General features: G+C 57.6%; 13 protein-coding genes and 2 pseudogenes. 4 read left to right on the top strand and 11 right to left on the bottom strand.

Going from position 1 to position 11,875, the window contains the following annotated elements; genetic code table 11:
- The 3 genes and pseudogenes from SOP97_RS02230 to SOP97_RS02220 all read right to left on the bottom strand — a co-directional run.
- Nucleotides 1-763: pseudogene (locus SOP97_RS02230) on the bottom strand (transposase); the annotation flags it as partial.
- 98 nt (nt 764-861) lie between these two features.
- Entirely contained in the window at nt 862-1,653 is a 792-nt protein-coding gene (gene trbJ, locus SOP97_RS02225; protein WP_411912014.1) for a P-type conjugative transfer protein TrbJ, read from the bottom strand.
- A gap of 1 nt (nt 1,654) precedes the next feature.
- Nucleotides 1,655-2,146, bottom strand: coding sequence for a plasmid mobilization protein (locus tag SOP97_RS02220; RefSeq protein ID WP_322948095.1), 492 nt, complete (start codon nt 2,144-2,146; stop codon nt 1,655-1,657).
- A 641-nt stretch (nt 2,147-2,787) separates the two neighbouring features.
- Between SOP97_RS02220 and SOP97_RS02215 the strand changes: the two genes are divergently transcribed.
- A complete protein-coding gene (locus tag SOP97_RS02215; RefSeq protein WP_322948094.1) occupies nt 2,788-3,525 on the top strand; it encodes a hypothetical protein in 738 nt (245 codons plus the stop codon).
- A gap of 514 nt (nt 3,526-4,039) precedes the next feature.
- On the opposite strand, the gene SOP97_RS02210 is transcribed toward SOP97_RS02215, so the two are convergent.
- The 4 genes from SOP97_RS02210 to SOP97_RS02195 form a co-directional block, all read right to left on the bottom strand.
- Nucleotides 4,040-4,168, bottom strand: a complete 129-nt coding sequence (locus SOP97_RS02210) for a hypothetical protein (RefSeq protein ID WP_322948093.1) — start codon at nt 4,166-4,168, stop codon at nt 4,040-4,042.
- 70 nt (nt 4,169-4,238) lie between these two features.
- Nucleotides 4,239-4,901, bottom strand: a complete 663-nt coding sequence (locus SOP97_RS02205) for a transmembrane anchor protein (RefSeq protein ID WP_285798101.1) — start codon at nt 4,899-4,901, stop codon at nt 4,239-4,241.
- 12 nt (nt 4,902-4,913) lie between these two features.
- Nucleotides 4,914-5,651, bottom strand: a complete 738-nt coding sequence (locus SOP97_RS02200) for a HupE/UreJ family protein (protein ID WP_285798100.1) — start codon at nt 5,649-5,651, stop codon at nt 4,914-4,916.
- 47 nt (nt 5,652-5,698) lie between these two features.
- A complete protein-coding gene (locus SOP97_RS02195; protein WP_285798099.1) occupies nt 5,699-6,058 on the bottom strand; it encodes a hypothetical protein in 360 nt (119 codons plus the stop codon).
- Nucleotides 6,059-6,176: 118 nt separating this feature from the next.
- Between SOP97_RS02195 and mreA the strand changes: the two genes are divergently transcribed.
- Together mreA and SOP97_RS02185 are read left to right on the top strand one after the other, a co-directional pair.
- Nucleotides 6,177-6,464, top strand: a complete 288-nt coding sequence (gene mreA / locus SOP97_RS02190) for a metal-sensing transcriptional repressor MreA (RefSeq protein ID WP_045733414.1) — start codon at nt 6,177-6,179, stop codon at nt 6,462-6,464.
- A 38-nt stretch (nt 6,465-6,502) separates the two neighbouring features.
- Entirely contained in the window at nt 6,503-6,853 is a 351-nt protein-coding gene (locus SOP97_RS02185) for a DUF3147 family protein (protein WP_285798098.1), read from the top strand.
- Between the two features lie 106 nt (nt 6,854-6,959).
- Here the strand turns inward: SOP97_RS02185 and SOP97_RS02180 are convergent, their stop codons facing one another.
- The 4 genes from SOP97_RS02180 to apbC form a co-directional block, all read right to left on the bottom strand.
- A complete protein-coding gene (locus tag SOP97_RS02180; RefSeq protein WP_285798097.1) occupies nt 6,960-7,286 on the bottom strand; it encodes a rhodanese-like domain-containing protein in 327 nt (108 codons plus the stop codon).
- 10 nt (nt 7,287-7,296) lie between these two features.
- Entirely contained in the window at nt 7,297-8,661 is a 1,365-nt protein-coding gene (gene chrA / locus SOP97_RS02175; protein WP_285798096.1) for a chromate efflux transporter, read from the bottom strand.
- The gene (locus SOP97_RS02170; protein ID WP_285798095.1) at nt 8,654-9,598 is read right to left on the bottom strand and encodes a chromate resistance protein ChrB domain-containing protein; all 945 of its coding nucleotides are present in this window, start codon (nt 9,596-9,598) and stop codon (nt 8,654-8,656) included. Before SOP97_RS02170 ends, chrA begins: the two co-directional genes overlap by 8 nt.
- A gap of 199 nt (nt 9,599-9,797) precedes the next feature.
- Complete coding sequence (gene apbC / locus SOP97_RS02165) at nt 9,798-10,901, bottom strand: iron-sulfur cluster carrier protein ApbC (RefSeq protein ID WP_322948092.1); 1,104 nt, start codon at nt 10,899-10,901, stop codon at nt 9,798-9,800.
- Nucleotides 10,902-11,112: 211 nt separating this feature from the next.
- On the opposite strand from apbC, the pseudogene istA reads away from it, so the two are divergent.
- A pseudogene (gene istA, locus SOP97_RS02160) lies at nt 11,113-11,875 on the top strand (IS21-like element ISPpu7 family transposase); the annotation flags it as partial.

Raw genomic sequence — 11,875 nt, 5'->3', positions numbered from 1 at the left:
ATCTGGCTCGGCGGCAAGCTGGCGAATGGCGGGCTGTTGCACACCTCCAGAATGGCGCGGCGCTCATCAGGACTCAGGGCGTTGAGCGGCCGTGGACGTAGCGTGGTCGTGCGCTCATCGGCCTGTATAACAGGCATCAGCGCCCAGCGTTGCAGGCTGCGCAGCGACAGGCCAATCTCTGCGCAGGCCACCGCCTTGCGCGCGCCAGAGGCGACGGCATGGTTAAAGCGTTCAACGAGTTGTTGCCGTTCTGGCAGCGAGGTCAAACGTCCTCGCTGTCGTTTCCCCAGAAGGCATTCATCTTTTTTCTCAGTACCAATATGGCGGCGGTTTCCGCCAGCGCCTTGTCCTTGCGCCGCAACTCGCGCTCCAGTTCGGTAATGCGTTTCTTGTCGGCCCGTGCTTGATCTCGCTCTGCCTTGAGCTGCGCTTTGGCGGACATCTGGCCCGTGATGCAGGCTTGGCGCCACGCGCTGATTTGCTCGGGGTACAAGCCCTTGCTGCGGCAGTATTCGCTGAGCTCGATCTCGCTCAAGGCAGCGGCATGTAGCACAGCCGCAAACTTAGCTTCGGCCGGCCAGTCATCGGCGTTGTTCTTGTCTCCGGGCACTACCGCGCCTCCTGCTTTGAGCTTTGTGCGCCAAGCATACAGGGTGGCTTGGGAGATGCCTTCTTGGCGCGACAACTCGGCCACGGACATGTTTTGCGGCGGCAGTAATTTACGGATAAGGGCCGCTTTACGCTCAGGTGAATAGCTCGACATTACAGCTCTCTTTGACGCCCCCGATCTATCGTTTTGATAAATCAGCTCAGGCGACAACTAGCCTGACACCGGGGGGGTCTTGGTCATAACGTTTCTCCTCACCACTTCTTCGGATTAGCGGGAAGCGATTCCGGCCCGCGAGCGGCAGTAGATGCCTCATGCGCAGCCAGCTCCTTGGCGGCCTGGTCAGCGTCTGACTGACTACGAACGACCAGGGCATTCTGCTGGGCAAGCATCAACCCGCGAATCTGCAGAAGCTGGTTCGATTGGTGGCTGGCCAGCTGGTTGGCATATTGAATGGCTTTGACCTGGCCATCTGCCGTGGATGCAGCAGATTGCAGGCGCTCCAGTTGTCGTGCGTCCGCTGCCATATTGTCTTGCTGCTGGGCGATGGCTTTGAACAAGGCATCGTTGGCTTGCTTCTGGGAGGCAGAGGCCAGTCGGCGATTAGCAGACATCGCTTCGCGCTCACTTGGCGTACACCCCTCACCGCTGAAGCATGGCGAACTGCGGTAGTAGGCAGCGTCCTGGTACTTGGCCAAATAGGCGTCCAGGCTGCCAGCTTTACGCTGGTAGTACGCCAGCATGTCCTGCGCCTCGATCAACTTATTGATCGTGCGGCTGGTCTGATCCCAGATATAGGCCGAAGGCGCGGCCGTGTTCTGCAGCTGATTTTCATACTGCTGTAGCTGGGTCGAGTACTGCTCGACCTGCTTGGCGTATTGCTCTACCTGCTTGAGCGTCTGGGCAACGCTCTCCATGGCTGTAAGCACGTTCTGGGTCAGGTTGCCCCCATCGATCACGGGGATGCCTGCATAGGCCGGCTGACCGCTTAGCGAACAGAGCGCCAAAGCGATAAGGCCCATTTTTTTAGCCGCTAAAATTTCCACATCACTCTCCCTGCACCTTGATTACCAGATCCAGCATTGCTTGCTGCGTCTGCTGAATCCTCGACAAAACGACCTCAATGGTTCTGCGCATCTGCACTGCGTCGAAACCGGCAAAGCGCTCATCGTTGGTCAGCCACATCTTGAGCAAGCCACCCAACCGCCCCTGATCACCGTTGATCTTCGCCAGTTCAAGAATCATCTTGCTGTCGAGAATGCTGGGGGGCTGATGCCCCATACCCAGGCAGCGCAGGAGCGATGACATGCTGTGCCCTGTCTGCTGAGCAAGCGCATCAATCTGTGCCTTCTCATCTGGCGTAACCCATACGTTTATGGGCGTGGTTTCTTTCCTGGTTATCGCTCTCTGCTCAGTCATCAACTGCTCCTGTAGCGGCGGCAGCCGCTTGCCCCGCAGGGCAAGACACCCGTTGAGCGCGTAGCGCGAATAAGGGTGCAGTGAAGAAACTGTTCCGGCTTGCCGGTACAGGTACTTCACCTGTCTTGCCCTGCCATGAAAGCCGTTTAAAAGGCGACTCCACCCAGATCGGAAAACCGACTGAAATGCCATTTTTGGGCCTTCGACTTTAATTCGCCTAAACCGCTATAAAATCGTGTTGAGCAGCCTAAAATCGTGTTTCAGACGACGCAAAATAGACTTACCAATCGCGCTTTAAACGGGTTTTAGTGGGTTTCTCGAATTTCGCCATCCAGAACTTTTGCAACAACCTCAATGGGGTAATACGTCCTACGCCCCAGAGTCCGCTTATTAGCTCGCAACACCTCGATCCATGCCTGACCGGAATTAGCCTTTCCTAATACAGCTCTTAACCCAGCTGGCTTTCGACTTAACCGCTCTGCCAACTGCTCTACGGTCATAACAGGCCCATAAAGCTGCCGCAGAAAATCTAATGTCTCGCTCATCTCTAACCCAAACCAATCAATGCATAGACAGCTGAATATTCGAGTAGAAACATATAAACTTCCATTAACAGGAAAACACTAACCATTAATTAGGACAATTTGTCCTAATACGCCCGACGGAGCAGGTTTAAAATGCCTTACCTCGGAAAACCACAAAGCACTAGCAATCCTGAAATCATCAGAACAACTGCACTACTACGAATAGTAGGAAGACGCTTGGACGTAGAAACACGCTTTCAATTTGGGAAGAAGATTGATAACGAGTTAGCGAAACGCGGCTACGCCAGCAGTACGCAAAGCGGTCATTGGTATGGGTATATAGGCGGCATCAGATCACTATCGCAGTCACGTGACAGACTGCTCGACAGCCTGAGCGTTATATACAGTGATGCAAATGATCTCTACTTGAACGGCCCATCGGACTTGTGGACAGCCCTGTGGGGAGACATTGATCGGCTTTGGGCACTGTGCCGAACCCAATACAGCAACCTTGGGCCATTCATTGATGACGAGGCATGGGGCACATCAGATAAAACGCACAATCGAAGCTTTGCCGAAACGCTGCACGTTTTCGAGTCCGAACTACTATTTGCCGAGATTTATGGCAAACCCTTAACAATTCGCCATCTAACAGAAGCTATATCTCTATATAGACTTCATAGGCACTTAGACGAAGTTACCCACATACCACTAGATTGCGTTAGTGCTTACAGGTGCATCTGGATGTGCCTTGAAGACATTAGCATCTGGAGCGTTCTAGACGAGCTAGGAATTTTCAACTCAGTTAAAAACCTTCTTATCGCCATGGAAACTGATCGACTAGAAATATCAGCCCGATACAGAACTGCCATTGGCATTGAACAGCATCTAATTTATTTGTTTGTGGAAGACCCGTTTTCGTGGTTCCCGGCTGACGCACGCTGGGACACTGTACAGCCAGCCGAAGTGATTTAACGCCAAGCGAACGGGAAACCTCCCGACAGCGCCTGCAAGCGTTAGAATTTTAGCCGCTAAAATTACGTATCCCCCAAGTGTCAACAAATCTCAGGCACTCCACTAGAACCACCTGAAAAACGAACCGCTTCGGGTCAATCTTTACCGTCTCACTGACACTTGAGGGACAAGTTAGTACATGGCCTAGCCAGCACGTTCTTTTTAATCTTTTTATCTTTCTTTTTAGAAGCTCAGCCTGAGCCCTTTCCACCGCAAAAGCAGCTCTGACTGAGCCGCTTCGCTCAGGAATATAGCTCTGACCGATACGTATCAGACTGAGCTGTGTATAACTGAATCGACCTCACTTTTGTAGACACTGACTATCCGCTTCTGGCCGGTACCTGCCTAACGCGGCAGGCAGATACCGGCCAATAGCGGCCATCGAGTGTCTACAAGACCAGTGGCGATTCAGGAAAATGCTGATTGTCACGCGCAAGTAGCTCTCCTCGCGCGTGACATCGCAGCGTTTCAGTTCTTAGTCGTGAGCATGACCGTGGCTTTCGACTTCGGACTGGGTTTCCGGCTCGCTGCCACCACAGGCTGACAGTAAACCAAGCAGACAAACCATTAGCAGGGAGCGAGTCAGGGTAGTTGTGGTTTTCATTGTGTATCCCTTTCAATTTCGATCAGGTGTGTAGAAGCCCCAGCGCCTGATGACGCTGGGGCGCTTTGCCTTAGATAACTCGTTTGACGCTCAGGTATTCGCCCTTGGTCTTTAGCGTAATGGTCACGTCGCTGTTGCTGCGATTGCGCCAGAACCAACCATGGGTGCCGTCGAAGATGGCGGTGAACTCGCCTTTGTCTCCCTTGATCTGCTTGGCCTTGCTGTAGCTGTGGTAGTAGCCCTTGGGGCCGTTGTAGGGCTCGCCATGGGTGTCGTGGTTGACCGGTACGCCATTGGTCGTCCACTCGTAGCTGACCGTGGCCTTGTCCAGCATCTCCAGTTTGATTTCACTGGCCTCGCCCGGCTTCAGCGTGACGGTCACTTCATCCGACTTCAGGGCTGGCTGAGGCTCAACTACGGGTTCGGCCACAGGTGCTGCTGCAACAGGTTCTTGAACTACAAGTTGAACAGGCACGGGGGCTTGCACGACTGGTGCCGCAGCTGGCTGAACCGCTGCATCCGCTGCCGCTTCTTCGGCCAGGGTTATCTTCATTTCACCCATCTGGGTCAGGCCGAGTACGCGACCAACACCCGTCGGGTCGATGGCGTACTCCGAAGGCATCACCACGGTGACCAGTAAGGCTGCGGCAACACCCACGGCGATCACAGTGGAGCGCAGCAGTTGGCGGCTGGTTGGCAATTCGCTTTGGGTCGGGAGCTTGGTATTGAACATGCTGAGAATTCCTTACTGAGAGACGATCAGGCCGGTGAGCTGGTAACCCATCAAGAGGAAACCGGCGCTCATCATGGCGACGTTGGCGGTGTAGGCATGGCGCCAGAAGCTGGCGGTGCGTCGCCAGTAGCCCATGACAATCAGGATGGCGCTCAGGGCCAGGAGCTGGCCGATTTCGACGCCGACGTTGAAGGCGATCAGGTTCGCGATCAGGCCATCTGCCGAGATCTCGTATTCCTGAATCTTGGTCGCCAGACCAAAGCCATGCAGCAGGCCGAAGATCAGCGTGGCCGCCTTGGTGTTCGGCTGGTGGCCGAACCAGCGCTGGAATGCGCCCAGGTTATCCAGCGCCTTGTACACCACCGAGAAACCGATGATGGCGTCGATCACATAGGAGCTGATGTTGATTTCCGCCAGTACGCCCAACAGCAGCGTCACGGTGTGGCCCACGGCGAACAGCGTGACGTAGAGCCCCACATCCTTCAGACGGTAGAGAAAGAAGATCACCCCGAAGAGAAACAGCAAGTGGTCGTAGCCAGTGATCATGTGCTTTGCGCCCATGTAGATGAACGGCAGCACCATCACCCCGGAGCTTTCCTGGATAAAGCCCTTGTCGCCCTCGGCGACAGCGTGGGCCAGTGCGTCAGGCATGCCGAGAAACAGCAATGCCGTGAACAGCAGCAACAGTAGTAACGAGCGATTCGGGCGCACGACAGATGCGTCCATTGCGCCCATAGATAGCGAATGCATGGTTGAGTCCTAAATTAAAGGGGGCTTGGGCCGCACAGCGGCCTGTGTCAGATCACGAATGTGGCGCGCGGTGGCCGCTCGATCAGGAAGATCGGGCTTGGAGGAATGGAGTAATGAGGGGCGGGTATCGGCTGCGCACGTTCTGGCAGCGTGCTGATGCTCAGCAGCGCGGTCAGGTGCGGTGTTTCATGCAGATGGTCGGCGGTCAGCGGCGAGTGGCAGTGATCCCCGTACGCCGCACAGGCCAGCGTCTCGTCACCATGCGCATGCGAATGAGCACCGTCACTGCCACCCAAGGCAGGCAGGCTCGACCCCATAAACAGCGCAGAGGTATGCCCAGCCCAAGCCATCAATATGGCGAGAGCAAGGGCAAAAATCACCTTGGTGCTGATGGGATTGCTGAGCATGTTGTGGTTCTTTCGATGCCTAAGCGGGTGGCTTTTCTGGGGAGGTAGCCGGTTTGACCATATCCCCCCCAGGGGGATAGCATGCGAGCGTAATTCATCGACGCACGAGACTCAAGGCATGAGCGATCACGAACACGGCCACCAGCACCAAAGTCATGGCGACATCATCAAAAGGTTGAAGCGTGCGGAGGGCCACCTGCGCAGCATCGTCACCATGATTGAAGACAGCCGGGCCTGCGTCGACATCGCTCAGCAGCTGCATGCCGTGGAAAAAGCCGTCTGCCAGGCCAAGCGTGTGCTTATCCAAGACCATATCGACCACTGCCTGGAACATACGGTCGAAGCACTTGCGATAGGCGAGCGCGCATCACTCGAAGACTTCAAGCAAATCACCAAGTACCTCTAATTAAAAGGCATCCACAATAGCGTTCAAGGAGATGCAAGATGGCTTGGGTTATCAGCAAATATTTCCTGACAGCAATCGTGGTCGTTGTGGTCTCGGAGATCGCGAAGCGTAGTGACAAATTTGGGGGCCTTATTGCGGCGTTGCCCCTGATCACCGTACTGACGCTTATCTGGCTAAACGTTGAAAACCAGCCAGCAGAAAAGATCGCTAACCATGCGTGGTACACCTTCTGGTACGTGTTGCCCACCTTGCCGCCGCTACTCGCGTTTCCCATGCTTCTGACCCGCTTCGGCTTCTGGCCAGCTCTGCTGATCTACATCGTCGCTACCGCAGCTTGTTTCGGTTTGTTTGCCTTATGCGTCCGCCGTTTTGGCATCGAACTGCTATAAGGCCAAGTAAGTACATCGCCCATTGTCTGCGTAAACGTTAAAGGGCATGCGACTCGGTCGATTCTCGGGCGCTCGCGGGTGATCCATTTTATGCAGCACCTCCTGCCTACCGGGATAAACTCCGGGTGGGTCGACCAGCGCCGCGCCAGCCAGCATAACCATCGATCAGGTAGCGCGCATCCAGGCCCATGGCCTCCAGAGTAGCGGCGATGCCCTGGCTGATTTCATGCCCTTTGGCGCAATAGACAATCACTGGCCTGTCCCGTGTAACCTGATCTTTCCAAGTGAAGACATCCTCAGGATCACGCCAGTGTGCGCCGGCGATTTCTTGGGCATCGGCAAGCCGGACGCTCGTACGGCGCACATCCAGCAAAGTGAACGTCCGATCTGCTGCCTGCCATTCCGCCAGTTCGCATATCGAGATTCTGCTCATCTTCTACCTCTCAATTTTGCAGCAGGTGTACCACCAGCCCGGCCAACGCACAGGCCATCAGCACTTGGATGACGCCGCGTTTGAAGCGAAACAAGGCCACCGCTGCCGCCAGGGCAATTAGCGCCGAAGGCCAGTCGAAAGTCCCTTCGAAGCCTTGCGGCCAGAGCACGTGATAACCGAAGAACAACGCCAGGTTGAGGATTACCCCGACCACGGCGGCGGTGATGGCCGTCAGCGGCGCGGTGAACTTCAGTTCGTCGTGGGTCGATTCCACCAGCGGGCCACCCGCAAGAATGAACAGGAAGGACGGCAGGAAGGTGAACCAGGTGACCAGGCTGGCGGCCACGGCACCGGCCAAGAAGGCCTGATCGGCACCGAATACCTGCTGCACGTAGCCACCGACAAAACCTACAAAAGCCACCACCATGATCAGTGGCCCAGGGGTGGTTTCACCCAGGGCCAGACCGTCGATCATCTGTGTCGGGGTCAGCCAGCCATAGTGGCCGACCGCGCCCTGGTAGACATAGGGCAGCACCGCATAGGCACCGCCGAAGGTCAGCAGTGCGGCCTTGGTGAAGAACCAGCCCATCTGCGTCAGCGTACCTTCCCAGCCGAACAGGACGGTCAACAAGCCCATGGGCAATGCCCACAGCGCCGCGCCTATGACTGCCAACAAGAGCAGTCGCGGCCAGCGAAAACGTGCATGTTCCGGTGTTGGGGTGTCGTCATCAATCAACGCCGGGCCGTAAGACTGCTTGGCAGCGCCATGACCACCGCCAACGCTGAACTTCTCTGGGACGAAACGCCCGCCGAAATAACCGATCACGGCGGCACCCAGTACGATCAGAGGGAACGGCAGGTTAAGGGCGAATATCGCCACGAACGAGGCGGCGGCTATCGCCCACAGCCAGTTGTTCTTCAGTGCGCGGGAGCCGATGCGGTGAGCAGCCTGTACCACGATGGCGGTCACGGCGGGCTTGATCCCATAGAATAGTCCGGCCACCACCGGCACATCGCCGAATGCGATATAGACCCACGACAGCGCGATCAGGATAAACAGCGAGGGCAGCACGAATAGCACCCCGGCAATCACACCGCCCCAAGTACGGTGCATCAGCCAGCCGATATAGGTGGCCAACTGCTGGGCCTCCGGGCCGGGCAGCAGCATGCAGTAGTTCAGGGCATGTAGAAAACGCCGCTCGGAGATCCAGCGCCGACGCTCCACCAGCTCCTGGTGCATGATCGAGATCTGTCCGGCTGGGCCACCGAAGCTGATGAAACCGAGCTTGAGCCAGAACAGAAAAGCCTGAAGCAAACTGACAGGCTCGGTACGTGGCAGATCCTGCTCTACAGGTGGCAGTGTGGTCTCAGTCATCAGAGGTCTCTTCTTTCACGAATGCCGCCAGCAACCCATCGAAGATGGCGCAAGCAGCCGTTAGCAACTGGTCGTCATTGAGGATGGTTTCGCGCAGCCCGGCCAATACACGTTCGATGCCAACAGCCTCGGCGGGTTGAACGCCACCGACATCCAGGTAATGCACCAGAGCAGCGATGCGGCTTAGGCCAGGCTCGACCAGTGCAAAGCTGGCTTGCAGGGTTTCGAAGGTGACGCGACTGCCGACATGGCTAAAGGTCGCGCCGTCGAAATCGAAACCCAGCGCCTCATCAGGGCAATCACTTGGCGTGTCCAGCCAGAGAATGCGAGCACTCTGATCGATGCAGCGCCGGATCAGCCAGGCGCTGGCCAAGCGGTCAACCCAGGGCCGCTTGCGCGTAGCCCAGAGGCGGCCTTGGTAGTCGCGACGATCAAGCTGTTCGATAGGCTGATCGTGACTGCTCGGTTCATCCTGCGACAGTGCCCGACTGATGGCCGTTTCAAGTGTTTTGAGGGCCGTGTCGGTCTGTTGCCGCGCTGCCGCAGGGAAGAAATCGATGGCCACCACCTGCGCAAACGCCTTGCGCAGCTTGCGTACCTGCTTGGTGCTGGTGAGGGCGTTATCCGAAGTCAGTTGAGCCTGGCACGCCTCGATATCGACGCGCAGCTTGGCGTAGTCCTCACTACGGTCGAACAGTTCGATAAAACGCTCGCCTTGTGGATCATTGATGGGCAACAGAAAGGCTGTGCCATTGCTACCCAGGATGTCGCGCTCAACAGCCTCCAATGCTTCTCGGCAGGCGGGAGTGTCGGGCAGCAAATAGACCCCATCGCGCAGTACCGCTGCGCCACTGCTCTTGAGGGCACGCCAGGCACGCATACGCTCTGTGGCGTTAGCGGTAGGCAAGGCGATGATCAGGGATAACCAACTATTCATGTAGAGTAAAATACCAATTAGGTAATAATCATTACTCTATTTTAGCGCTGGGTGATTGTGAAGCACTAATTAGTTGGCCGATGATTGCCCGTTACGACTGGCCGCTTTTGGCCGATAGCAGCCTTGCTACAGGCGGCTTGGGACTGAGTCATAGCTTCATCCGTTCCAGTAAGGCGAGCGGGCGGCGGATCGATATTTGTCAGGCTTCAACTACCTCCGGCAGAACCGTCGCGGTAGTTCGGCGTTCGCGCAGAGACAACCGCGCAACGGCCCGGCGCGCGATGGTCTGATAGGTCTGCGTCAGGGCGCCCGTCGGTTCCGCGATGACGATCGGTACGCCGTCATCCGCGCCCACGCGAATTCGCATATCCAGTGGTAACTCCCCGAGCAGCTCGCTGCCGTATTGATCGGCCATGCGCCGTGCGCCGCCGCTTCCAAAGATGTGTTCTTCATGACCGCACTGGCTGCAAACGTGCAGGCTCATGTTCTCGATGATGCCGAGCACCGGCACGTTGACCTTCTCGAACATGCGCAGACCCTTGCGCGCGTCCAGCAGGGCCAAGTCCTGTGGGGTAGTGACAATCAGGGCAGCGGATACCGGCATCCGTTGTGCCAGCGTCAGATGGATGTCGCCGGTGCCTGGCGGGAGGTCCACGATCAGGTAGTCGAGGTCGTGCCAGTTGGTTTCCTGCAGCAGGCGAGTCAGGGCCTGGGTGATCATTGGGCCTCGCCAGATGACAGGCGATTCGTCATCCACGAGAAAGCCGATCGACATGCATTGCAGGCCGTGGCCGATCATCGGCTGCATCTTTCCATCACGAGTGTCCGGCAGGCCGCTGAGGCCGAGCAGGCGAGGCTGGCTTGGGCCGTATAGGTCGGCGTCGAGCATGCCGACGCGAGCGCCGTCGGCCGCTAGCGCCAGCGCCAGGTTGACTGCCGTGGTGGATTTACCGACGCCGCCCTTGCCCGAGGCGACTGCGATCATGTGTTTGACGCCCGGCAGGGTCTGTCGGGTGATGGAGCTCGAGCTGACGGACCAGTCGATTTCTACCTCCACGGAAGCTGCCTGGGTATGGGCCAGAAGCAGGGCCTTCAGAGCCCGGCCCAGCGAATCACGGTAGCCGTCTGCTGGAAAGCCCAGCTCGAGATGCAAGTGCAGGTGTGTGCCGTCGTTGCATAGCTCGCGTATGGCTCCTGCACTGATCAGGTCGCAACCGAGGCAGGGTTCGATCCATTGGGACAAGGCGTGTTCGGCCTGCTGAGTCAGGCCGATGCCGGGTGTCGCAACGCGGTGAAGTGTCATGGTGAGCTTGCGGATTCCACGCTGACTCGGACACCCATTCCACGCACATCCGGACAGTGATTCCACGCTGATCCGGACACTCACTCCACGAGCATCCGGACACCGATTCCACGGCCATCCGGACACTTTTCAGGCAGGCAGCTACGCAGGATTTATTCACTACCATCGACCTCTTTTTCGAAGCGAAGAGGTCGTCGTGGAGCGTTTATCCATGCGTAAAATCCGAGAGGTGTTGCGCCTCAAGTTCGACTGCGGCCTGTCCGTGCGCAAGATCGCCCGCAGCCTGGGTACTGGCCACAGCAGTGCCGGTGATTACCTCTGTCGTTTTGCCGCCAGCGGTCTCAGTTGGCCCTGTTCGTTGTCCGATGCCGAATTGGAGCAGCAACTGTTCCCGCCGGCCCCGGCGGTTGCCAGTGAGAAGCGGCCTTTACCCGATTGGGCATGGGTGCATGCCGAACTGCGCCGCCCCGGGGTGACCCTGGCGCTGCTCTGGCAGGAGTACCGCCTGAGCCAGCCGCAGGGCTTTCAGTACAGCTGGTTCTGTGAGCACTACCGGGCCTGGCAGGGCAAGCTGGACGTGGTGATGCGTCAGGAGCACCGCGTCGGCGAGAAGCTGTTCGTCGACTATGCCGGCCAGACGGTGCCGGTTATCGACCGCCACAGCGGCGAGATCCGCCAGGCGCAGGTGTTCGTCGCGGTGCTTGGCGCGTCCAGCTACACCTTCGCCGAAGCCACCTGGTCACAGCAGCTGCCGGACTGGCTGGGCTCGCATACCCGTTGCTTCGCCTTCCTCGGCGGCGTGCCGGAGATCGTGGTGCCGGACAATCTGCGAAGTGCCGTGAGTAAGAGCCATCGCTACGAGCCGGACATCAACCCGAGCTACCGCGACCTGGCCGAGCACTATGGCGTGGCGGTGGTGCCGGCGCGGGCGCGCAAACCGCGCGACAAAGCCAAGGCCGAAGTCGGCGTGCAGG

This window comes from Pseudomonas spirodelae, from assembly GCF_034653255.1.
GTDB classification, from domain to species: Bacteria; Pseudomonadota; Gammaproteobacteria; order Pseudomonadales; family Pseudomonadaceae; genus Aquipseudomonas; species Aquipseudomonas spirodelae.
This window is presented reverse-complemented; position numbering and strand designations above follow the sequence as displayed.

What these genes read in the sequence shown, in the direction of transcription:
- SOP97_RS02210 (WP_322948093.1), bottom strand. Translation starts at nt 4,168, where the DNA reads ATGAAAACCACAACTACCCTGACTCGCTCCCTGCTAATGGTTTGTCTG.
- SOP97_RS02205 (WP_285798101.1), bottom strand. Translation starts at nt 4,901, where the DNA reads ATGTTCAATACCAAGCTCCCGACCCAAAGCGAATTGCCAACCAGCCGC.
- SOP97_RS02200 (WP_285798100.1), bottom strand. Translation starts at nt 5,651, where the DNA reads ATGCATTCGCTATCTATGGGCGCAATGGACGCATCTGTCGTGCGCCCG.
- SOP97_RS02195 (WP_285798099.1), bottom strand. Translation starts at nt 6,058, where the DNA reads ATGCTCAGCAATCCCATCAGCACCAAGGTGATTTTTGCCCTTGCTCTC.
- mreA (WP_045733414.1), top strand. Translation starts at nt 6,177, where the DNA reads ATGAGCGATCACGAACACGGCCACCAGCACCAAAGTCATGGCGACATC.
- SOP97_RS02185 (WP_285798098.1), top strand. Translation starts at nt 6,503, where the DNA reads ATGGCTTGGGTTATCAGCAAATATTTCCTGACAGCAATCGTGGTCGTT.
- SOP97_RS02180 (WP_285798097.1), bottom strand. Translation starts at nt 7,286, where the DNA reads ATGAGCAGAATCTCGATATGCGAACTGGCGGAATGGCAGGCAGCAGAT.
- chrA (WP_285798096.1), bottom strand. Translation starts at nt 8,661, where the DNA reads ATGACTGAGACCACACTGCCACCTGTAGAGCAGGATCTGCCACGTACC.
- SOP97_RS02170 (WP_285798095.1), bottom strand. Translation starts at nt 9,598, where the DNA reads ATGAATAGTTGGTTATCCCTGATCATCGCCTTGCCTACCGCTAACGCC.
- apbC (WP_322948092.1), bottom strand. Translation starts at nt 10,901, where the DNA reads ATGACACTTCACCGCGTTGCGACACCCGGCATCGGCCTGACTCAGCAG.